General features: G+C 75.4%; 17 protein-coding genes. 14 read left to right on the forward strand and 3 right to left on the reverse strand.

Annotated features, from left to right (window positions below):
- Positions 1 to 7: 7 nt before the first annotated feature.
- The 3 genes from K0V08_RS02430 (at position 8) to K0V08_RS02440 (ending at position 3,186) form a co-directional block, all read left to right on the forward strand.
- On the forward strand, positions 8 to 1,054 hold the full coding sequence (locus K0V08_RS02430) for an NAD(P)H-dependent glycerol-3-phosphate dehydrogenase (protein ID WP_079532777.1): 1,047 nt from the start codon (positions 8 to 10) through the stop codon (positions 1,052 to 1,054).
- Positions 1,055 to 1,056: 2 nt separating this feature from the next.
- Positions 1,057 to 2,166, forward strand: coding sequence for a D-alanine--D-alanine ligase family protein (locus K0V08_RS02435; protein ID WP_012038032.1), 1,110 nt, complete (start codon positions 1,057 to 1,059; stop codon positions 2,164 to 2,166).
- Positions 2,167 to 2,268: 102 nt separating this feature from the next.
- The gene (locus tag K0V08_RS02440; RefSeq protein ID WP_172404017.1) at positions 2,269 to 3,186 is read left to right on the forward strand and encodes a glycosyltransferase family 2 protein; all 918 of its coding nucleotides are present in this window, start codon (positions 2,269 to 2,271) and stop codon (positions 3,184 to 3,186) included.
- On the opposite strand, the gene K0V08_RS02445 is transcribed toward K0V08_RS02440, so the two are convergent.
- Complete coding sequence (locus K0V08_RS02445) at positions 3,143 to 3,655, reverse strand: DUF3515 domain-containing protein (protein WP_012038034.1); 513 nt, start codon at positions 3,653 to 3,655, stop codon at positions 3,143 to 3,145. The genes K0V08_RS02440 and K0V08_RS02445 overlap by 44 nt on opposite strands.
- A gap of 24 nt (positions 3,656 to 3,679) precedes the next feature.
- Here K0V08_RS02445 and K0V08_RS02450 point away from each other — a divergent pair, with 24 nt between their 5' ends.
- Positions 3,680 to 4,765 carry a thiamine-phosphate kinase gene (locus K0V08_RS02450; protein ID WP_012038035.1) on the forward strand — a complete coding sequence of 362 codons (1,086 nt, stop codon included), beginning with the start codon at positions 3,680 to 3,682 and terminating at the stop codon, positions 4,763 to 4,765.
- Here the strand turns inward: K0V08_RS02450 and rsmD are convergent.
- Complete coding sequence (gene rsmD / locus K0V08_RS02455) at positions 4,762 to 5,373, reverse strand: 16S rRNA (guanine(966)-N(2))-methyltransferase RsmD (RefSeq protein WP_079533735.1); 612 nt, start codon at positions 5,371 to 5,373, stop codon at positions 4,762 to 4,764. The genes K0V08_RS02450 and rsmD overlap by 4 nt on opposite strands.
- A 254-nt stretch (positions 5,374 to 5,627) precedes the next feature.
- Here rsmD and K0V08_RS02460 point away from each other — a divergent pair, with 254 nt between their 5' ends.
- The 9 genes from K0V08_RS02460 to mutM are packed head-to-tail and all read left to right on the forward strand — an operon-like array spanning position 5,628 to position 15,655.
- Positions 5,628 to 6,602: an AAA family ATPase gene (locus tag K0V08_RS02460; RefSeq protein ID WP_043561627.1), complete on the forward strand. Its 975-nt coding sequence runs from the start codon at positions 5,628 to 5,630 to the stop codon at positions 6,600 to 6,602.
- Positions 6,603 to 6,606: 4 nt separating this feature from the next.
- A complete protein-coding gene (locus tag K0V08_RS02465) occupies positions 6,607 to 7,935 on the forward strand; it encodes a DUF58 domain-containing protein (protein WP_231689094.1) in 1,329 nt (442 codons plus the stop codon).
- The gene (locus K0V08_RS02470; RefSeq protein ID WP_079532779.1) at positions 7,932 to 10,475 is read left to right on the forward strand and encodes a transglutaminase TgpA family protein; all 2,544 of its coding nucleotides are present in this window, start codon (positions 7,932 to 7,934) and stop codon (positions 10,473 to 10,475) included. The genes K0V08_RS02465 and K0V08_RS02470 overlap by 4 nt, the downstream gene beginning before the upstream one ends.
- On the forward strand, positions 10,472 to 12,655 hold the full coding sequence (locus K0V08_RS02475) for an ATP-dependent DNA helicase RecG (protein ID WP_079532782.1): 2,184 nt from the start codon (positions 10,472 to 10,474) through the stop codon (positions 12,653 to 12,655). Before K0V08_RS02470 ends, K0V08_RS02475 begins: the two co-directional genes overlap by 4 nt.
- Positions 12,656 to 12,681: 26 nt before the next feature.
- Entirely contained in the window at positions 12,682 to 13,173 is a 492-nt protein-coding gene (gene coaD / locus K0V08_RS02480) for a pantetheine-phosphate adenylyltransferase (protein WP_012038041.1), read from the forward strand.
- A 19-nt stretch (positions 13,174 to 13,192) separates the two neighbouring features.
- Complete coding sequence (locus K0V08_RS02485; RefSeq protein WP_012038042.1) at positions 13,193 to 13,765, forward strand: YceD family protein; 573 nt, start codon at positions 13,193 to 13,195, stop codon at positions 13,763 to 13,765.
- 2 nt (positions 13,766 to 13,767) lie between these two features.
- Entirely contained in the window at positions 13,768 to 13,971 is a 204-nt protein-coding gene (gene rpmF / locus K0V08_RS02490; protein WP_012038043.1) for a 50S ribosomal protein L32, read from the forward strand.
- 25 nt (positions 13,972 to 13,996) lie between these two features.
- Positions 13,997 to 14,713, forward strand: coding sequence for a ribonuclease III (gene rnc / locus K0V08_RS02495; protein ID WP_012038044.1), 717 nt, complete (start codon positions 13,997 to 13,999; stop codon positions 14,711 to 14,713).
- A gap of 6 nt (positions 14,714 to 14,719) precedes the next feature.
- Positions 14,720 to 15,655: a bifunctional DNA-formamidopyrimidine glycosylase/DNA-(apurinic or apyrimidinic site) lyase gene (gene mutM / locus K0V08_RS02500; protein WP_012038045.1), complete on the forward strand. Its 936-nt coding sequence runs from the start codon at positions 14,720 to 14,722 to the stop codon at positions 15,653 to 15,655.
- Between the two features lie 12 nt (positions 15,656 to 15,667).
- On the opposite strand, the gene K0V08_RS02505 is transcribed toward mutM, so the two are convergent.
- Complete coding sequence (locus K0V08_RS02505; RefSeq protein WP_079532784.1) at positions 15,668 to 16,786, reverse strand: GNAT family N-acetyltransferase; 1,119 nt, start codon at positions 16,784 to 16,786, stop codon at positions 15,668 to 15,670.
- A 156-nt stretch (positions 16,787 to 16,942) separates the two neighbouring features.
- Here K0V08_RS02505 and K0V08_RS02510 point away from each other — a divergent pair, with 156 nt between their 5' ends.
- Positions 16,943 to 20,698 carry an AAA family ATPase gene (locus K0V08_RS02510; RefSeq protein WP_079532787.1) on the forward strand — a complete coding sequence of 1,252 codons (3,756 nt, stop codon included), beginning with the start codon at positions 16,943 to 16,945 and terminating at the stop codon, positions 20,696 to 20,698.
- Positions 20,699 to 20,711: the final 13 nt, after the last annotated feature.

Raw genomic sequence — 20,711 nt, forward strand, 5'->3', positions numbered from 1 at the left:
CGCGACCGTGAGCCCGACCCCCGCACCGACGCCCGACGCCGACGGAGGGGAGCGGCGCCGCATCGTCGTCCTCGGCGCCGGCAGCTGGGGCACCACCTTCGCCAAGGTCATGGCCGACGGCGAGAACGACGTCGTCATGTGGGCCCGTCGCCCCGAGCTCGCCCGGGAGATCACCGAGGCCAAGCGCAACAGCGACTACCTGCCGGGGATCAACCTGCCGCAGCGGCTCACGGCCGACCCGTCGCTCGAGCGCGTGCTCGCCGGCGCGACCGACGTGTTCGTGTCCGTGCCCAGTCAGACGCTGCGCGCCAACCTCGAGGCGGCGCGCGACCTGATCCCGTCCGACGCGGTCGTCGTGAGCCTCATGAAGGGCGTCGAGAAGGGCACCGGCCTCCGGATGAGCGAGGTGATCGCCGAGGTCCTGGGGATCGGCCCGGAGCGCATCGCCGTGGCGTCGGGGCCGAACCTCGCGCTCGAGATCGCCCGGGAGCAGCCGACCGCCGTCGTGGTGTCGTCGGCCGAGCAGGCCACCGCCGAGCGGGTCGCGAAGATCGCCCGCAGCTCCTACTTCCGCTCGTTCGTGAACACGGACGTGATCGGCACCGAGTTCGGCGGGGTGCTCAAGAACCTCATCGCCGTGGCCGTGGGCATCGTCGACGGCGTCGGCTACGGCGAGAACACGAAGGCGTCGATCATCACGCGCGGTCTCGCGGAGATGACGGCGTTCTCCGTCGCGTACGGCGCCCGCGCCGAGACGCTCGCCGGCCTCGCGGGCCTCGGCGACCTCATCGCCACGTGCGAGTCGTCGCTGTCCCGCAACAACACCGCCGGCCGCCTGCTCGGCCAGGGCTACAGCTTCACCGACGTCGTGAAGAGCATGCAGCAGACGGCCGAGGGGCTGTCCTCCGTGGCGCCCGTGCTCGAGCTCGCGCGCCAGCGCGGCGTGCCCATGCCGATCGTGGAGCAGGTGTCGCAGGTGCTGGCGGGCACGCTGTCCCCGCGCGACATCGCACCGCACCTGACCACCGACGACGACACGCCCCAGGGGGAGTGACCATGACCGCACGGATCCGGGTGGTGCTCCTCTTCGGCGGCACCTCCAGCGAGCACTCCATCAGCTGCGCGACCGCGAGCGGCGTGCTGGGCGCCATCGACCGGGAACGGTTCGAGGTGATCCCCGTGGGCATCACGCCTGACGGGGCCTTCACCCTCCAGGAGGACGACGCCTCCGCGCTCGCGCTCGACGCCGACGCCCTGCCCCGCGTGGCCGACAACGGGACGCGCGTGCGCTGGCCCGACGGCACGGCCGGGCGCGAGCTCACGGTGCGCGACGCGGACGGCGCCGAGCGCTCCCTCGGCCGGGTCGACGTCGTCTTCCCGATCCTGCACGGCACGCAGGGCGAGGACGGCACCGTGCAGGGCATGCTCGAGCTCGCCGGCCTGCCGTACGTCGGATCCGGCGTGCTCGCGTCGGCGCTCGGCATGGACAAGCACTACGCGAAGACCGTGCTGCGGGCAGCCGGCATCGAGGTCGCGCCGTGGATCACGGTGTCGCGGCACGAGTGGGCCGCGGATCCCGGGGGCGTCCGCGAGCGGGCTGCCGCGCTCGGGCTGCCGGCGTTCGTGAAGCCGGCCCGCGCCGGATCCAGCGTGGGCGTGAGCCGCGTGTCCGCGGACGCCGGGCTCGACTCCGCGCTCGAGGTCGCCTTCCGCGAGGACGACCGCGTGCTCGTCGAGTCGGGCCTCGTCGGCCGCGAGGTCGAGTGCGCGATCCTCGACGAGGGCCCGGGTCGCGAGCCCAGCGCGTCGGTCGCGGGCGAGATCGTGGTGTCCGGCCGCGACTTCTACGACTTCGACGCGAAGTACCTCGGCGCCGACGGCATCGACCTCGTGTGCCCCGCGGACGTCACCGACGCCGAGCTCGCGGAGCTGCGCGAGCTGTCCATCCGCGCCTTCCGGGCCGTCGACGCGCGCGGGCTGGCGCGCGTGGACTTCTTCCTCACGGCGGAGGGCTTCGTGCTCAACGAGATCAACACGATGCCGGGCTTCACGCCCATCTCGATGTTCCCCGCGTGCTGGGAGGCCTCGGGCCTCGCGTACCCGGACCTCATCTCGCGCCTGCTCGACGTGGCGCTGGCGTGGGAGGCGGATGGCGCCCGCGCCTGAGGCCTGTCGCGCCGGGCCGATGAGCCTAGGCTCGTGCGCATGCTCGTAGGACGATCCGTCGCCCGGCCCCGCCTCCATCCCGACGCCCGATCCGGCAGACCCGTGCGACTCGGGGACCGCGCCCGCGGCGGCCTGACGGCGATCCGCCCGGCGCCGTCGGCCCGGCCCACCGTCTCCGTCGTCATCCCGGTGCGCGACGACGCGGGTCACCTGCGGGCGTGCCTGCAGGCCCTCGCGCGGCAGACGGTCGCGCCCGACGAGGTCGTGGTGGTCGACAACGCGTCGCGCGACGATAGCGCCGAGGTTGCGCGCGAGGCCGGCGCGCGCGTCGTCCGCGAGCCCGTGGTGGGGATCCCCGCGGCCGCGTCCGCGGGGTACGACGCCGCGCGTCATGAGGTCATCGCCCGCCTCGACGCGGACTGCGTGCCGCCCGCCGACTGGATCGAGCGGCTCGGCGACGTGCTCGCCGCACGTCCCGACGTCGCGGCCGTCACGGGGGCGGCGCGCTTCCTCGACGGACCCCGCGCGCTCCGCGGCGTCGCGGCTGTCGCCTACCTCGGCGCGTACTTCGTGTCCGTCACGCTCGCGCTCGGGCACCCGCCGCTGTTCGGATCCAACTTCGCGCTCCGCCGGGACGCCTGGCTCGAGGTGCGCGACGACGTGCACCGCGAGGGGACGCACCTGCACGACGACATCGACCTGTCCGTGCACCTCGGCCCCGAGCACCGCATCGTGCTCGACCCGCACCTCGGGATGGGCATCAGCATGCGGCCGCTCACCCGGCCGTCGACCCTGCCGCTGCGGATGAGCCGCGGCATGACCTCGCTGACGGTGCACTGGCCGCACGAGCTGCCGTGGCTGCGCTGGTGGCGGACGGGCCGGCAGGTGATCCGCGAGCGCGGCGCGCGTCGTGCGGTGGCGCCAGGGCGGGCGCGGTCCGTGGGCGCGGGATCCGTGCCCCCGGGATCGCTCCCGGTCAGCTCCCCGGAGGCGGCGCGTCCCCGAGATCCTGCGCGCTGACGCACTTGGCGGTCTGCGGGATGACCGAGACGACGCCGCTGAGGTCGGTGAGCGCGGTGTAGCTGGCCTGCGTCGAGTCGATGACGACCTCGACGGCGGGCGTGCGGCCGTAGGTCGTGTAGCGGATGTCGGGCGAACGCGAGTCGTCCTCGACCCAGTCGACGTCGTCGTAGCTGATGCACGCGTCCGTGGTGGGTCCGGGCGTCGCGACGCCGCAGCGGAGGATGACGGTGCTCTGCGGGTCGCCCCACGCGCCCGTGCCCTGCGCGTCGGTCTCGCGGAGCGGCGCCGTGCCGAGCGTCGCGGGGAGGTGGACGACCACGTCGGCGCACAGCGGATCGGTCGCGTCGGGGGCCGCCTCGAGCGAGACCGTGGGGGCGCAGCCGGCGACGGCGAGGGCGATGCCGCACGCGGCGGCTGCGGCGGCGACGGTGCGCAGCAGGGAGCGGGCGGGGCGGCGGGGAGTCATCGCGATCAGGCTACCGTGGCAGTCGTGACGACTCCTGGGACGCCCTCCGCTGCCGACGCGGCCACCCTCGGGAGCGCGGGGGAGCTGGCGACGCTGGCGCGGATCCTCCCGCACCTGCCCTCCTCGGACGACGCCGACGTCGGCCCCGGCGACGACTGCGCGGTCGTGCGGGCGCCCGACGGCCGCTTCGTGATCACGACGGACATGATGATCGAGGGCCCCGACTTCCGCCTGGCGTGGTCGAGCACCCACGACCTCGGACGGCGCGCCGCGACCTCGAACCTGGCGGACGTGGCCGCCATGGGCGCCCGGCCGACGGCGCTCCTCGTCGCCATCGCGGCGCCCGCGGCGACGCGCGTCGCCGACCTCGAGGCCCTGGCAGACGGCCTGCGGGAGGGCTGCCTCCTCCAGGCGCCCGGCTGCGGGGTCGTGGGCGGTGACCTGTCCGTCGCGGATGCGCTGGTGATCACGGTCACGGCCACGGGCGACCTCGAGGGGCGCGATCCCGTGCTGCGCTCGGGCGCACGACCCGGCGACGTGATCGCGGTGGCCGGCACGCTCGGCATGGCCGCGGCCGGCGTGCGACTGCTGTTCGACCACGCCAGGAGCGCCGAGGCGGACGACGTCCCCGTCCCCGATGCCGCGCTCGCCCGGGCGCTGCGCGCATCCCATCCCACGGCCGTCGAGGCCCAGCTGGCGCCCGTCGCGCCGCTGACCGCGGGGGTCGAGGCGGCGCGTGCCGGGGCGACCGCCATGCTCGACGTGTCCGACGGCCTCCTCCTCGACCTCGGCCGCATGGCGCGCGCGAGCGGCGTGGGCATCGACCTCGGATCCGCCGCCCTCGCCGACGACGCCCGCCGGGTCGCCGCCGCGCATCCGTCCCTGCCGCCGCTGGCGCTGGACCTCGTGCTCACCGGCGGAGAGGACCACGCGCTGGTCGCCGCGTTCCCCGCCGAGGCGGCGCTCCCGCATCCGTTCCGCGCGATCGGCCGGGTCGCCGCCGCCGGTGCAGCGGGTCCGGCCGTGACCGTGGACGGCGCGCCCTACGCCGGGCCGCGCACGACGCTCGGCGGGTGGGATCCGTACGCCGACTGGGACGGGGCGCGCTAGGGCGCGGGAGGCCCCGCGTCCTCGGACGCGTCCTCGTCGGACGAGACGGCGACCGCCCACCACACGACCGTGTCGCCGTAGGCCTTGCGGCGGTCGAGCTCGATCCCCGTGGGCCACGCCGGCTCGGCGGAGCGCGCGCTGCGCTCGACCATGACCACGGCCCCGTCGACGAGCCGCGGGACGAGCGCGGCCAGCTCCTCCGCGAGCTCGGCGTCGCCGACCTCGTACGGGGGATCCAGGAACGCGACGTCGTAGGAGCCGCGGTCGCCCGTGAGGAAGGCGTGCACGCTCTGGGAGGCCACCCTGATCCGCGGCGCGGAACCCCTCGGCGCCGCGCGCTCGACGATGCCCGCGTTCGACCGGCAGACGGCCGCCGCCGGCACCGCGCGCTCCACGAGGACGACCTCGCGCGCACCGCGGCTGGCGGCCTCGAGCCCCAGGGCCCCGGATCCGGCGTACAGGTCGAGGACCCGGGCTCCGTCGAGCGCGTCGCGTGCCTCGAGCCCGGAGAACAGGGCCTCGCGCACGCGGTCGCTCGTGGGGCGCGTCCCGGTCCTCGGCACGCGGAGGACGAGGGAGCCGGCGAACCCGGCGACGATGCGGGTCACGACGGCCGCCCGGCGGGACGCGGGACGGCGGCGTTCGGAGCGGGGTGCACGGGCGACCACGCTACCCGGCCTGTCCGCACCCGGAGGCGGGCCGGACGCTCCCGGATCCCTCACGTATGCTGCGAACACGCCCACGACGCTGGAGGACCTCCGTGACGAGTCCCGAGTCCGAGTCCGTTCCCCTGCACGCCGGATCGAGCCCGCACCCCGCCCGCATCCGCGCCGCCGCGCGCCAGGCCGACCACGCGCCCGCCATGCCGCTGGAGGAGGTGCGCCGGCTCGCCGACCTCATCCTCGCGAACATCGACTCCGTCATGTCCGGCAAGCAGGACGCCACCCGCATGGCGCTCACCGTGTTCCTCTCCGGTGGCCACCTCCTGATCGAGGACGTGCCGGGAGTCGGCAAGACCATGCTCGCGAAGGCGCTCGCGCGCAGCGTCGACTGCACCGTGAACCGGATCCAGTTCACGCCCGACCTGCTGCCCTCGGACGTCACGGGCGTCTCCGTCTACAGCCAGGCCGACCACCGCTTCGAGTTCCAGCCGGGCGCTGTCTTCGCGAACATCGTCATCGGCGACGAGATCAACCGGGCGAGCCCCAAGACGCAGTCGGCGCTCCTGGAGTGCATGGAGGAGGGGCAGGTCACGGTCGACGGCGTCACGCATCCGCTGCAGCAGCCCTTCACCGTGGTCGCCACGCAGAACCCGGTCGAGATGGAGGGCACGTACGCGCTCCCCGAGGCGCAGCGCGACCGCTTCATGGCCCGGATCTCGATGGGCTATCCCGACGCATCCGCCGAGCTCGCCATGCTCCGCTCCCGCGACACGGTGAGCCCGCTCGACGAGCTGCGGCCCGTGGTCGACGCGGAGGACCTCGACGCGATGATGCACGCGGCCCGCGGCGTCTACGTGTCCGACCCCGTGTCGCGCTACACCGTCGCGATCGTGCAGGCCACGCGCGGCCACGAGGACATCCGCCTGGGCGCGAGCCCGCGCGCCACGCTCCAGCTCATCCGGGCCGCCAAGACCCGGGCGGCGCTCGACGGACGCGACTTCGTCCTCCCCGACGACATCGACGCCCTCGCCGCGCCCGTGCTCGCGCATCGGCTCGTCGCGACCGGACGGGCGCTCGGCCAGCGCGGCCGCGGGCAGGCGGCGGTCATCGAGATCCTCGAGCGCATCGTCGCCTCCACCGCCGTGCCGCTGAGCGCCGCGGGACGGACGCGCTGACCCCGTGCCGCCCCTCGCGCGCCTGATGCGCCGGATCGGCATCGAGGCCGTCCCGCACCCGACCCTCCGCGGCATAGCCCTGCTCGCCGCCGGGGTCGCCGCGTTCGCGGGCGCCTTCATCGCGGGGCGCCGCGAGTTCGTCTTCATCGGCGTCGCCCTCCTCGCGCTCCCGCTGCTCGCGGCCGTCTGGCTCGTGATCGCGCGGGTGCGGCTGCACGTGGAGCGCTCCTTCACGTCCGCGGTCGTGGAGTCGGGCACGGCGACGACCGTGACCGTGTCCGTCGCGAACGTGGGCACCATGCCCACGCCACGCTCCTGGGTGCTCGACCTCGTGCCCGGATCCGACGGGGCGACGCCGCCCGCGGAGCTGCCCTCGATGCGGGGGCTCGCGCGAGGATCCCGCCGCTCGTCGGCCCGTCCCGTCCTCCGCTACGACCTCACGCCCGAGCGGCGGGGGATCCACGAGGTGGGCCCGCTCGCCGTCGAGGAGCACGACCCGTTCCGCCTGATGGGGCTGCGGCACGTCGCGGGCGGCACGTCGCGCCTCGTCGTGACGCCGCGCCTGACGGACCTCGAGGCCGATCCCGGCGGGCAGGTCTCCTCCGAGGGCGAGTCCGAGCGCGTGCAGCGCCGCGCCGACGGCGGCGAGGACGACCTCGGCACGCGCGAGTACCGGGCGGGGGATCCGCTCCGCCGCGTGCACTGGCGCGCCACCGCTCGCCACGGCGAGCTCATGGTGCGGCAGGAGGAGCAGCGGTCGAGCCCGCGCTCGCTGGTGCTCCTCGACACGCGCGCCGCCGGCTTCCCGCAGCACGCCGACGACGACGGGGAGAGCGACCGGGCGTTCGAGCGCGCGGTCGCGTTCGCGGCATCCGTGGGCGTCCACCTGCAGCGCGGCGGATACGCGGTGCACCTGATCGAGACGGCCGCGGGATCCGACCGCCAGGCCCCCGTCTCCGCCCGTCCCGGCGACGCCGCCGCCGAGGGCGACCTGCTCCTCCATCTCGCGGGCGTGCGCCCTGCCGCGTCCGACCCCGAGCGCGACGGCGTGCAGGAGGCCCTGGCCGACCTGCGCCGGAGCCGCCGCGCCGTCCCGATCCACGCCGTCCTCGGCCACCTCGACGAGGACGAGGCGCGCCGCCTCGCGGGCTTCGGCGCCGCGTGCCGTCCCGCTGTGGCGTTCCTCGCGCACAGCGGGCGCGTCGACGGCCGCGACGACGGCGAGGCCACGCGGATCCTCCGAGAGTCCGGCTGGCGCACCGTCGTCCTCGACGAGGGCACCCGTCCCGCCGAAGCCTGGAGCGCGGCCCGCGCCGAGGAGATGGCGCGATGACCGACCTCGACGCCGTGGGTCTCGGCGGCCGCGAGCACTGGAGCGTCGAGCCGCGCCCGCTGCCGGGCGAGCGCTCGGGCGGACCCGGCGGACGCGGCCGCGGGGACGGATCGGGCCCTCGCGGCCGCGGTCCCGGCGCCGGCCGCGCAGCCGCACGCTGGCCGCTCACCGCCGCGCTGGGCGTCGCCCTCCTCGCGGGAGCCGCCAGCCTCCACCTCCTCGTCGAGCCGGGCGCCTGGTTCCTGCTCTGCGTCGTGGTCGTCGCCGCCGTGCTCGGGACCGCGGCCCTGCTCCGCTCCGTCGGGGTGCCGCGCCTGCTCGCGTCCGCGGGCGGCCTCGTGCTCCTCGTGCTCCTCCTGACGCTCGTCTTCGCGGCGCGCACCGCCGTGCTCGGCGTGATCCCCACCCCGGACACCGTGCGCACCCTCCTCGCCGTCGGCGAGCAGGCGGGCGGCGAGATCTACCGGCGGTCGGCGCCCGTGCCGCCGCTCGCCTCCATCGTCTTCGTGATCGTGGCCGCGGTCGGCGCGCTCGCGGTCGTGCTCGACGTGCTCGCGCACGCGCTCCGCCTGCCCGCCGTCACCGGGCTCCCGCTCCTCGTGCTCGTCTCGGTCCCCGGGGCCGTCCTCGTGGGCGAGTTCTCGATCGCGTCCTTCGCCGTCACGGCGCTCGCCTGGTTCGCGGTGCTAGCCGCCGACGCGCGCGAGAGCGGTCGGGAGGGCGGCTGGAGCGGATCGGGCCTGCTCGGGGGATCCCGGCTCGCGCCTCCGCCCGCGCCGCGCCGCTCCTCGCCGGGCCGGTCGGCGGGATCCGCGCGCACGACGCTCGTATCCGCGGGCGCGCTCGCGGGCGGTGCGGTCGTCCTCTCCCTCGTCGCGCCCGCGATCGTCCCGGGGCTCACCTCGGCGACCTTCCCGACGGCGTCCGGCTCCGGCCAGGGCGGCTCCCGCGTCGTCAACCCGATCCTCGACCTCGGCGACGACCTCCGCCGCCCCGTCGACGTGGAGGCGCTCCGCTACTCGACCGCGTCCCTCACGCCGCTCTACTTCAAGGTGACGACGCTCTCGCGCTTCGAGGGCGACGAGTGGGCGCCCTCGCCGCTGCGCCCGCCGGACGGGAACACCGTCGACGAGATCGGGCCGGACCTCGGATCCGGATCGGACGTCCCCGCCGAGGAGGTCGAGGCCCGCGTGCAGGTCGAGGGCTCCTCGAGCGCCTGGCTGCCCGCGCCCTACGCGCCCCGCAGCGTCACCGGGCTCGAGGGCTCGTGGCGCTGGTCGGAGCAGGGCCTCGCGATCCGTTCCTCCGACTCCGACAGCCGCGACCAGAGCTACACCGTGACGAGCGAGCTGCCGCGACCCGAACGCGCGCAGCTGGAGGCCGTCGCCCCCGCGACCGACGACGACCTCGAGCCCTACCTGCAGATCCCCGACGGCACCCCGGCCATCGTCGCCTCGACGACCGCCGACGTGCTCGCGGGCATCGACACGCCCTACGACCAGGCGCTCGCGCTGCAGGAGTTCTTCACGGGCGGGCAGTTCCGCTACTCGGAGGACGCGCCCGTCCAGCAGGGCTACGACGGCAGCGGCGTCGACGTCGTGGGGGAGTTCCTCCGCGTGCGCTCGGGCTACTGCGTGCACTTCGCGTCGGCCATGGCGATCATGGCGCGCGAGGCGGGAATCCCGTCGCGCGTGGCCGTCGGCTACCTGCCGGGCGACCAGGTGGGGCGCGACGGCGACCTCATCACCTACCGCGTCGGATCCCACGACCTGCACTCCTGGCCCGAGCTGTACTTCTCCGGCATCGGCTGGATCGCGTTCGAGCCGACGCCGGGTCGCGGACAGGCCGCGCCCTACGCCCAGCCGTCCGCCGCGCCGACCGCCGCGCCCACGCCGTCCGCGTCGCCGAGCGCGCCGACGGAGGCCACCCCGTCCGCGACGCCCGCGCCCACCGCGTCGGCCGCGCCCGGCACGCGCGGCACCGCGGGCGTCCGGATCCCGTGGGCGGCCCTCGGCACGGTCGCCCTCGTGCTCCTGGTGCTCGCCCTCCTCGCCACCCCCGCCCTGCTGCGCCGAGCCCGCCGCTCCGGCCGGCTGCGCGCGCTCGAGGCGGGCGCCGCCGCCGCGGGCACGGCCTGGCGCGAGGTGGAGGACCAGGCGGTGGACCTCGGGCTCCGCGTGCCGGACACCGAGTCGCCGCGCGAGCTCGGCCGCCGCCTCCAGGGTGACGATCCGTCGCTCGCCGACCCGATCGCGCTCCTGGTCACCGCCCGCGAGCGGGAGCGCTTCGCCCGCGCCGACGCGCCGGTGGATGCCGCGGCCGGAGCCGCGCAGGCCGCCGCGCTCGTCGCGCTGGGCGACGCCCTGCGCGCCCGCGCGGGCCGCGTCGACCGGATCCTCGCGCTCGTCGCCCCGCGCTCGCTCGTCCGCCGCCGACCGCGGGACGACGACGGGCCGGACGACGGCACCGCGGGCGCGCCACGGGCCCGACCGGTCGACGGACCGCCCGCGTCGGACGCCCCTCGTACACTCGGGGGATGACCGGATCCGACGCCGCGCTCGCGGGCGTCGTGGGCGGCCGCACCGCCGGCGTGCTGCAGAAGGCGTTCGGCCTGCGCACGGTGGCCGACCTCCTCGAGCACCTCCCGCGCCGCTACGCCCGCCGCGGCGAGCTCACGGCCCTCGCCGAGCTGCCCGTCGACCAGCAGGCCACCATCGTCGCCGAGGTGCGCGAGGTGCGCGAGCGGCCCATGCGCGCGCGGCGCGGCAGCATCCTCGAGGTGCGGATCACCGACGGCCGCGGCTTCCTCACCCTCACCTTCTTCAACCAGGCGTGGCGCGCCAAGGACCTCGTGCCGGGCGTCCGCGGGATCTTCGCGGGCAAGGTCAGCGACTACCGCGGCGCGCTGCAGCTCGCCCACCCGGACTACGAGCTCTTCGACGCGCACGAGGGCCCGGAGCTCTCCGGCGGCGAGCCCGACGCGGCCGCGCGCCGCTGGGCCGAGATGCCCATCCCCATCTACCCCGCCACCGCCTCCATGACGAGCTGGCAGGTCGCGAAGTCGGTGGAGCTGGCGCTCGACGCGGTCGACGACCTCGAGGACCCGGTCCCCGCCGACGTGCGCGCCGAGCGCGGCCTGCTCCCGTACCGCGAGGCGCTCGAGGGCGTCCACCGTCCCGAGAAGGACGTCGACTGGAAGCGCGGCCGCGACGCCCTGCGCTTCCAGGAGGCGTTCGTCCTCCAGACCGCGCTCCTGCAGCGGCGACAGGCGGCGCGCGCCCTGCCGGCGACCCCGCGGATCCCGACCGCAGGGGGCCACCTCGACCGGCTCGACGCCCAGCTGCCCTTCGAGCTCACGGGCGACCAGCGGCTCGTCGGCGAGGAGATCGCGACCGACATGGCGCGCACCTGGCCGATGAACCGGCTCGTGCAGGGCGAGGTCGGCTCCGGCAAGACGCTCGTGGCGCTCCGGGCGATGCTCGCGGTGGCCGACACGGGAGGCCAGTCCGCGCTGCTCGCGCCCACCGAGGTGCTCGCGAGCCAGCACCTCCGCTCGCTCACGGCGTCGCTCGGACCCGACCTCGCGGCGGAGCTGATGCCGACCCTGCTCACGGGCCAGCTCTCGACCGCCGAGCGCAAGCGCGCGCTGCTGCGCATCGTCAGCGGCCAGGCGCGCATCGTCGTCGGCACGCACGCGCTCCTCGGAGACCGCGTCGAGTTCCTCGACCTGGGCCTCGTCGTGGTCGACGAGCAGCACCGCTTCGGCGTCGACCAGCGCGAGGCGCTCCGGCGGAAGGGCGGCACCCCGCCGCACGTCCTCGTGCTCACGGCCACGCCGATCCCGCGCACGGTCGCGATGACGGTGTTCGGCGACCTCGACGTCTCGACCATCGCCGAGCTGCCGAGCGGGCGGCAGCCGATCGAGTCGTTCGTCGTCCCGCTGCACGAGCAGCCGCGCTGGATCGAGCGGGTCTGGGAGCGCACGGCCGAGGAGATCCAGAAGGGGCGGCAGGCGTTCGTGGTCTGCCCGGCGATCGACCCGCAGGATCCGGACGCCGAGGACGAGGACGCCGCCGAGGGCGCCGACGACGCGGCGACCCGGCCCGCGCTCGCGACCGTCACCGAGGTCGACGCGCTGCTCGCGGCGCACCCGCGCCTCGGATCCGTCCGCCGGGCCGTGCTGCACGGCCGCATGTCGGGGGAGGAGAAGGACCGCGTGATGCGCGCGTTCTCTGCGGGCGACATCGACCTCATCGTGGCCACGACCGTCATCGAGGTCGGCGTCGACGTCCCGAACGCCTCGACCATGGTGATCCTCGACGCCGACCGCTTCGGCGTCTCGCAGCTGCACCAGCTCCGCGGCCGCGTGGGCCGCGGCGGCGTGCCCGGCCTCTGCCTCATGGTCACGCACGCCGAGCCCGAGACGGTCGCCCGCGAGCGGGTGGACGCCGTCGCCGCGACGCTCGACGGCTTCGAGCTCGCGCGCGTCGACCTCGAGCTCCGCCGCGAGGGCGACGTCCTCGGCACGAACCAGTCCGGCGGCCGCTCGTCGCTCCGCCTGCTGCGCGTCGCGCAGGACGGCGACCTCATCGAGTCCGCGCGCGAGCACGCCCACGACGTGCTCGAGGCGTCTCCCGACCTCCAGGGCCATCCCGCGCTCGCCCGCGCGCTCGCCCGCCGGCTGGACGACGAGGAGCGCGCTTTCCTCGACAAGAACTAGGGGAGCACCCGCCGTAGGCTGGCGGGATGCAGCGGATCGCCGTCGTCCCCGGATCGTTCGACCCCGTCACGCTCGGGCACCTCGACGTGATCCGCCGGGCCGCGCGCCTCTACGACGAGCTCGTGGTGCTCGTCGTGCACAACCCCGGCAAGACGCCCATGCTGCCGCTCGGGGAGCGCGTCGCCCTCATCGAGCGCGTGATCCGCGACGCCGGCCTCCCCGACACGGTCCGCGTCGACTCCTGGGGCGCGGGCCTCCTCGTCGACTACTGCCGGCAGGTCGGCGCGACCGTCCTCGTCAAGGGCGTCCGCTCGCAGCTCGACGTGACGTACGAGACGCCCATGGCCCTCGTCAACCGCGACCTCGCCGACGTCGAGACCGTGCTGCTGCTGCCGGATCCCGCGCACGCCCACGTCTCCAGCTCGCTCGTGCGGCAGGTCGAGGCGCTCGGCGGCGACGTGACGCCGTACGTGCCGGCGGCGGTCGCCGATGCGCTGGCCGTCCGGCGGGCCGGCTGACGCCCCGTAGGATCTACGGGTGTCCAGGTTCCAGAAGACCCCATTCACGGTCCACGTCCACGACATCGTGCACCGTCCCGGGGAGATGCGCGAGCTCGACCTGACCATCGTCACCCCCGAGCGCATGGGGGAGGGCCTCATCGCCGTGCCCGCGGGGCGCGAGATGCGCGTGCACGTCCGCCTCGAGTCCCTGCACGACGGCATCCTGGCGACCGGCGAGGTCGACACGGTGGCCGACGGCCAGTCCGCGCGCACGCTCGCCGACATGCAGGAGCGTGTCCAGGTCGATTTCGCCGAGCTATTCGCGTATGGTCTTGATGAAGCTTTCGACTACCAGGTCCAGGACGAGCACGTGGACCTGGAGCCGGTCATCCGGGATGCGGTGGTCCTTTCACTGCCGTTCCAGCCCGAAGTGCCGGGCGAGGACCTCGATCTCGATCTGGGTCCCGGCATCAGCCTGGTCCTGGCGGACTCCGACCCGGAACCCGTGATCGATCAGCGCTGGGCAGCCCTGTCCGGCTTCCGAGCTTCCGAAGACAGCGGTGCGGCGCGTGAAGACGCCGACACCGAAACGCAGAGAGATGAGAGTTAGCCATGGCTGTTCCCAAGAGAAAGATGTCCCGATCCAACACGCGCGCGCGTCGCTCGCAGTGGAAGGCCGAGGCTCCCACGCTCGTCAAGACCATCGAGAACGGCAAGGTCGTCTACTCCATGCCCCACCGCGCCCGCGTGGTCGAGGACGCTGCCGGCACCCCCCTGTACATGGAGTACAAGGGCCGCAAGGTCGCCGACGTCTAGTCGCGACCCGCACGGCACGTCGGACATGACCGACACCCAGGGATCCCGCGTCCACGGCGACCGCGACGCGCTCCGGCGCCTCCTCGCCGTGGACGTGAGCCCCGAGCTCCTCGAGCTCGCGCTCACCCACCGCTCGTACGCGTACGAGCACGGCGGCATCCCGCACAACGAGCGCCTCGAGTTCCTCGGCGACTCCATCCTCGGGCAGGCCGTCACGGTCATGCTCTACCTCGAGAACCCCGACCTCGACGAGGGCGAGCTCGCCAAGCGGCGCGCCAGCCTCGTCTCGAGCGTCGCCCTCGCGGAGGTCGCCACGCGCATCGGGCTCGGCGAGCACCTGCTGCTCGGACGCGGCGAGGAGCTCACGGGCGGCCGTGCGAAGTCGTCCATCCTCGCCGACACGGTCGAGGCCATCATCGGCGCCTCGTACCTCGACGCCGGGGGAGAGGCCGCGACCGGTCTCGTGCTGCGCCTCATCGCACCGCTCCTCGAGGACCCCGCGCGCTTCGGCGCCGCGATGGACCCGAAGACCGCGCTCCAGGAGAGCGCCGCGCGCCAGGGCCTGCCTGCCCCCGTCTACGACGTGAGCGACAGCGGACCCGACCACAGCAAGCGCTTCCACGCCGTCGTCACCGTCGGTGATGCCGTCCGCACCACGGGCGAGGGATCCAGCAAGAAGCAGGCCGAGATGACGGCCGCGCTCGAGGCGTGGACGCGCCTCGAGGCGCGCACCACGGCCTGACCCGCGGTGCCCGAGCTCCCCGAGGTCGAGGTCGTCCGCGCCGGCCTGGAGCCCGCGGTCGCCGGCGCGCGCATCACCGGCGTCGAGATCCTCGACGCGCGCTCCCTCAAGCGGCACGATCCGCTCGAGGGCGCGTTCGTCGACCTGCTCGTCGGCCGCGTGATCACCTCGGCCGTCCGCCGCGGCAAGTTCATGTGGCTGCCGCTCGAGCCCGACCCCGGTCGCGACGCCACCGGGCCTCGCGCCCTCGTCACGCACCTCGGCATGAGCGGGCAGGTGCTCCTCCGGGAGCCCGGCTCCGACCCGGACGGCCTGCTGCGGATCCGCATGGGCATCGAGCACCCCGTGCACGGCGAGCTGGTGGTCGCCTTCGTCGACCAGCGGATCTTCGGCTCGATGGCCGTCGACCGCCTCGTGCCGACGCCCGACGGGCATGCGGGCGGCCGCGGATCCGACGCCGCGTCCGTGCCGACGCAGGTCGCCCACATCGCGCGCGATCCCCTCGACCCGGCGTTCGACGACGAGCTGCTGCTCGACCGCCTGGCCCGGCGGCGAACCGGGATCAAGCGCGCGCTGCTCGACCAGACGCTCGTGAGCGGCATCGGCAACATCTACGCGGACGAGGCGCTGTGGGCCGCGCGGATCCACTACGCGCACCCCACCGACGCCCTCGCTCGCGGTCGCGCGCTGCGCCTCCTCGCCGAGGTGCGCCAGGTGCTCGCGCGGGCTCTGGCCGAGGGCGGCACGAGCTTCGACGCGCAGTACGTCAACGTCAACGGCGCGTCCGGCTACTTCTCCCATTCGCTCAACGCCTACGGCCAGCAGGGGAGGCCGTGCCCGCGCTGCGGCACGCCGATCGTCCGCGAGGCCTTCATGAACCGCGGCTCGCACCTCTGCCCGCGGTGCCAGGTGCTGCCGGATCCGGACGCGGCGGCCGCCTGAGCCGCCGTCCGGTCAGCGCGCGGCGCCGACCTCCCGCAGCCAGCTCCCGCTCGTGCCGACGTGCTGGAACCCGAGCGCCTCGTTCACCGCGAGCATGGGCCGGTTCTCGTCCGCGTTCCAGGTGACGACGCGGTCCGCCTCGGGGGCCTCGCGCGCGAGCAGCAGCAGGTTCTCGACCTTGAGGAGCGTGCCCAGGCGGTGGCCGCGGTGCTCGGCCAGCACGAGCGTGTCCTGCTGGTAGGTGTACGCGTGGCCGTCCGAGCGCCGGCCGCTGGGGGAGACGGCGATCTCCGTGAAGCCGACCAGCCGGCCCGACGCCACGTGCAGGGCAGCCGTGGTGAGCCCCGTGCGTCCGGCTGACGCCCGCCGCGCCTCCGCCTCGCGGATCCGGCCGGCGTCCCATGTGTCCTCCGCGTGCGGGAGGTCGCCCTGCGGCGTGTCCGTGGACATGCGCGTGTGCAGCACGGCGAGGTCGTCGAGCAGGTGCTCGGGCGTCGCGTCCACCCACGAGACCACGCGGTAGGCGTCGCCGGCGGCACCGCGCGCGTCGGCGAGGCGCCCGGCGAGCGTCGGGGCCGCGGCGTCGGTGTCGAGCGAGCTCGTCCGCGCGGTCTGGCCGAGGCGGTAGCCGGCGTCGACGGCGAAGCGCGAGGAGGGGTCGTCGGATCCGACGGCGCCTATCCCCGTGGGTGAGGGGATGGGGGATCCGTTCGCCTCGGCGCGGTGAATCGTGGAGCCCGTGAGCGTCCGGCAGCCGTCGTCGAGGGCGATCCGCTCGACGCGCTCCCGCAGGGCCCGGCCGATCCCGCGGCGCCGGTGCTCGGGGAGCACGGACACCGCGACGTCGGAGGTGGTCGGGTCGTTGAGCCAGGTGGTGAGGAGCCCGCGGCCGACGATCCGGCCGTCCGCGCGCGCGGCGAACAGCCGCTTCCGCACGTGCGCGACGTCGGCGTAGTCGGCGATCAGCTCCTCCGGCAGCCAGATGAACGCGTCGTGGCCGAGGTCGTGCGACTGCGCCCGGTTGACGACGTCGGTGAGGGCGACGAAGGCGTCCCAGCCGTCCGCGCCGACCGCCACGGGCGGGCGGACCTCCTCCACGTCGAAGGGGCGGATGTCGTCGGCGTGCGGCATGGTCGGCTCCCTCGTCGGCGCGCGCCGCCGGGACCGGCCCGCGCCCTCCCACGGTAGCGGCGGCCCGCCGGACGGGGCGTCCCGCGCGCGGCTCCCGGCCGCGGCCCGCGGGTCCGGTACCGTGATCGAGACCATCACGCGAGGAGGGCGACGGGCGTGCACCTGAAGAGCCTGACCCTCAAGGGGTTCAAGTCGTTCGCGCAGCCGACCACGTTCCAGTTCGAGACCGGGGTCACCTGCGTCGTCGGGCCGAACGGATCCGGCAAGTCGAACGTCGTCGACGCCCTCGCCTGGGTCATGGGCGAGCAGGGAGCGAAGACCCTCCGCGGCGGCAAGATGGAGGACGTCATCTTCGCCGGCACCTCCACCCGCGGGCCGCTCGGCCGCGCAGAGGTCACGCTCACGATCGACAACGCCGACGGCGCGCTGCCCATCGACTACACCGAGGTCGCGATCCGCCGCACGCTCTTCCGCAACGGCGGCAGCGAGTACGCGATCAACGGCACGTCGTGCCGGCTCCTCGACGTGCAGGAGCTCCTGAGCGACTCCGGGCTCGGCCGCGAGATGCACGTCATCGTCGGGCAGGGCCGGCTCGATAACGTCCTGCGCGCCACCCCCGAGGAGCGGCGGGGCTTCATCGAGGAGGCCGCCGGGATCCTCAAGCACCGCCGTCGCAAGGAGCGCACGCTCCGCAAGCTCGAGGGGATGCAGGCCAACCTCACGCGCCTCAACGACCTGGCGGGGGAGATCCGCCGCCAGCTCAAGCCGCTCGGCCGGCAGGCGGAGGTCGCGCGGCAGGCGCAGACCGTGGCCGCCGTAGTCCGCGACGCCCGCGCGCGGCTGGTGGCCGACGAGGTCGTGACCCTCCGGCGCGCCCTCGCGGAGCACACGCGCACCGAGGAGGAGCGCACGACCGAGCGCATGGTGCTGCAGGAGAAGCTCGACCGCGCGGTGATCCGGTCGGAGCGCATCGTCGAGGAGCAGGAGGGCGATGAGGTCGACGGCGCCCGCCGCACGGCCTTCGCGCTCGAGCAGGTGCAGGAGCGGCTGCGCAACCTGCTGTCGCTCGCGCAGCAGCGGCTCGCGCTCCTCGGATCCGCCGACGACGCGCCCGAGGCCGCCGCGGGCACGACGCCCGGGCAGGTGCAGGAGTCCCGTGACGAGGCGGCCCGGCTGATCGCGCTGATCGCCGAGGCGGAGGCGGGCTGGGCGTCCGCGCGGCAGGCGACCGCGGCGGGGCGGCAGGCGCTCGACGCGCTCGACGAGGAGATCCAGGCCCAGAGCGCGCTCGTCTCCCGCCACGACCTCGAGATCGCGGGGCTGACGGGCCGCGCCGAGACCGCGGGTTCCCGGCTCGCGGCCGTCCGCGGCGAGGTGCTCCGGCAGCAGAACGCGCTCGACGCGGCGCGCGCCCGGCTGGCCGCAGCGGAGGCCGAGCGGGAGCGCGGCGAGGCGGAGGGCGAGGCCGACGAGCAGGGCGGATCCGAGCTGACGCGCGCCTACGAGGACGCGCAGGCCGACGTCGCCAGCGAGGAGTCCGCGATCGAGGCCGTGCGCGAGGAGCTGCACGCGAAGGAGCGGGAGCGCGACGCCCTGGCCGCGCGCGAGCAGGCCCTCGCGAGCGCGCTCGACCAGCGCGACGGATCCAGCGACCTCGTCGCCGCGGGCCTCCCCGGCATCCGCGGCCTCCTCGCCGAGCACGTGCACGTGCAGCCCGGCTACGAGGCCGCCGTCGCCGCCGCGCTCGGCTCGCTCGCCGACGCGGTGGTCGCCGAGACGCACGACGACGCGGTGGCCGCACTCCGCCGCGCGGTCGACGACGACCTGGGGCGCGTGGAGGTGGTCGTGGCCGGGTCCGCGGACGCGCAGCTCGCCGTGCCGTCATCCGACGGTCCCGTCGCCGCGGCCTCCGTGGTCGAGGCACCGGACGGCGTGCGGCGGATCCTCGCGGACGTCGTCTTCGTCGACGGCCTCGCGGAGGCGGTCGCCCTCCTCGACGGACCCGACGCACCCGCCACGGCGATCACCCGCGCGGGCGAGGTCGTGTCGGCGCACGTGCTGCGCGGCGGATCCGGCGCCACCCGCTCCAAGCTCGAGCTCGTCGCCGCGCGCGAGGCCGCCGCGACCACGCTGACCGACGTCCGCGCCCGCATCGACGACCTGCAGGTGGACCTCGCGGCCGGACGGGAGCGCCTCCGTGCGGCCCGCGAGCGGGCATCCGCGGCGCTCGGCGGCCTGCGCGAGGCCGACGCGCGCCTCGCCGCCCACGCCGAGCGGCTCAGCAGATCCCGCGCGCAGGCCGAGTCCGCCGCCGCCGAGCTCGCCCGCGTGCAGCGCGGCCTCGACCTCGCGAGCGCGTCGGTGGAGGAGGCCGTCGCCGCGAACGACGCCGCCCGTCGCGCGCTCGACGAGGCCCGATCCCGCCCGCGGCCCGTGCTCGACGCGAGCGGCCGCGACGCGCTCGTCGCCGAGTGGGAGGCGGCGCGCGAAGCCGAGATCGAGGCGCGCCTGCAGGTCGAGACCGCGCGCGAGCGCGTCCGCGCCGAGCAGGAGCGCACGGTCGCGCTCGAGCGCCGCCTGGCCGCGGAGCGCGCCGCCGCGGAGGAGGCCGCCCGCCGCCAGGTGATCCGCCGCCGTCAGATCGCGCGGGCCGCCTCCGTCGCCGAGGCGCTGCCTGCCGTGGTGCGCGCCGCCGACCGCAGCACCGCGGAGGCGCGTCTCGTGCTCGCCCGCGCCGAGGAGGCGAGGGCCGGCCGCAACGCCGAGCTGGTGGTGCTCCGCCGCGAGGAGGCCGAGCTGCGCGCGCGCCTGCACGGCATCACCGAGGACGTCCACGGACTCGAGCTGCAGATCTACGAGAAGCGCCTGCAGGTCTCGCAGCTGCTCGAGCGCGCCGCGAGCGAGCTCGGGCTGGGGGAGGAGGTTCTCGTGGCCGAGTACGGGCCCGACGTGCCCGTCCCCGAGGAGGCGCCGCTGCCGCCACGGCAGCGGCCGCGTGCGCCGGTGGATGACGGCGTCGGCGACGCCGCGGCCGATCCCGACGACGCCGCCGCGTCGGCCGAGACGTCCGTCCCGAGCGCGGAGCCGTCCGGGACAGCAGACGAGGCGGCCGAGTTGGACGCGGACGGCGACGCCCCGCCCGTCCCCACCCGCCCGTTCGACCGCGAGGAGCAGCGCGCCCGCCTGCAGTCCGCCGAGCGGAAGCTCGCCCAGCTCGGCCGCGTGAACCCGCTCGCCCTCGAGGAGTTCGCCGCGCTCGAGCAGCGCCACCTCTTCCTCACCGAGCAGCTCGCCGACCTCACGGCGACGCGCAAGGACCTGCTCACGATCATCGACGACATCGACCGCACCATGCAGGGCGTCTTCGCGGCCGCGTTCGAGGACACCCGGGCGGCGTTCGACCGGGTCTTCCCGATCCTCTTCCCGGGCGGCACCGGCAGCATCCACCTCACGGATCCCGAGCAGCTGCTCACCACGGGGATCGAGGTCAGCGTGCGCCCCGCGGGCAAGCGCATCGAGCGCCTGTCGCTGCTGTCCGGCGGGGAGCGCTCGCTCGCGGCCGTGGCGCTGCTCATCGCGATCTTCACCGCCCGGCCGAGCCCGTTCTACATCATGGACGAGGTGGAGGCGGCCCTCGACGACGCCAACCTCGGCCGCCTGCTCACGATCCTCGAGCAGCTCCGCGACACCTCGCAGCTCATCGTCATCACGCACCAGAAGCGCACGATGGAGATCGCCGACGCGCTGTACGGCGTCTCGATGCGGCAGGACGGCGTGAGCGCGGTCGTCGGCCAGCGCGTGAGCCGCGACGCCCGCCCCGACCCGGCACCCGCATCCGCTGGCGAGGACGAGCCCGACGGCGCGCCCGCGACCGAGCAGGAGCCCGCCCCCGAGGAGCAGGCCGCCTCCTGACCCGCGGCTACGC

The organism is Clavibacter michiganensis (assembly GCF_021216655.1).
Taxonomy (GTDB): Bacteria; Actinomycetota; Actinomycetes; order Actinomycetales; family Microbacteriaceae; genus Clavibacter; species Clavibacter michiganensis.

What these genes read in the sequence shown, in the direction of transcription:
- K0V08_RS02435 (WP_012038032.1), top strand. Translation starts at nt 1,057, where the DNA reads ATGACCGCACGGATCCGGGTGGTGCTCCTCTTCGGCGGCACCTCCAGC.
- K0V08_RS02445 (WP_012038034.1), bottom strand. Translation starts at nt 3,655, where the DNA reads ATGACTCCCCGCCGCCCCGCCCGCTCCCTGCTGCGCACCGTCGCCGCC.
- K0V08_RS02460 (WP_043561627.1), top strand. Translation starts at nt 5,628, where the DNA reads ATGCCGCTGGAGGAGGTGCGCCGGCTCGCCGACCTCATCCTCGCGAAC.
- K0V08_RS02470 (WP_079532779.1), top strand. Translation starts at nt 7,932, where the DNA reads ATGACCGACCTCGACGCCGTGGGTCTCGGCGGCCGCGAGCACTGGAGC.
- K0V08_RS02475 (WP_079532782.1), top strand. Translation starts at nt 10,472, where the DNA reads ATGACCGGATCCGACGCCGCGCTCGCGGGCGTCGTGGGCGGCCGCACC.
- coaD (WP_012038041.1), top strand. Translation starts at nt 12,682, where the DNA reads ATGCAGCGGATCGCCGTCGTCCCCGGATCGTTCGACCCCGTCACGCTC.
- rpmF (WP_012038043.1), top strand. Translation starts at nt 13,768, where the DNA reads ATGGCTGTTCCCAAGAGAAAGATGTCCCGATCCAACACGCGCGCGCGT.
- rnc (WP_012038044.1), top strand. Translation starts at nt 13,997, where the DNA reads ATGACCGACACCCAGGGATCCCGCGTCCACGGCGACCGCGACGCGCTC.
- K0V08_RS02505 (WP_079532784.1), bottom strand. Translation starts at nt 16,786, where the DNA reads ATGCCGCACGCCGACGACATCCGCCCCTTCGACGTGGAGGAGGTCCGC.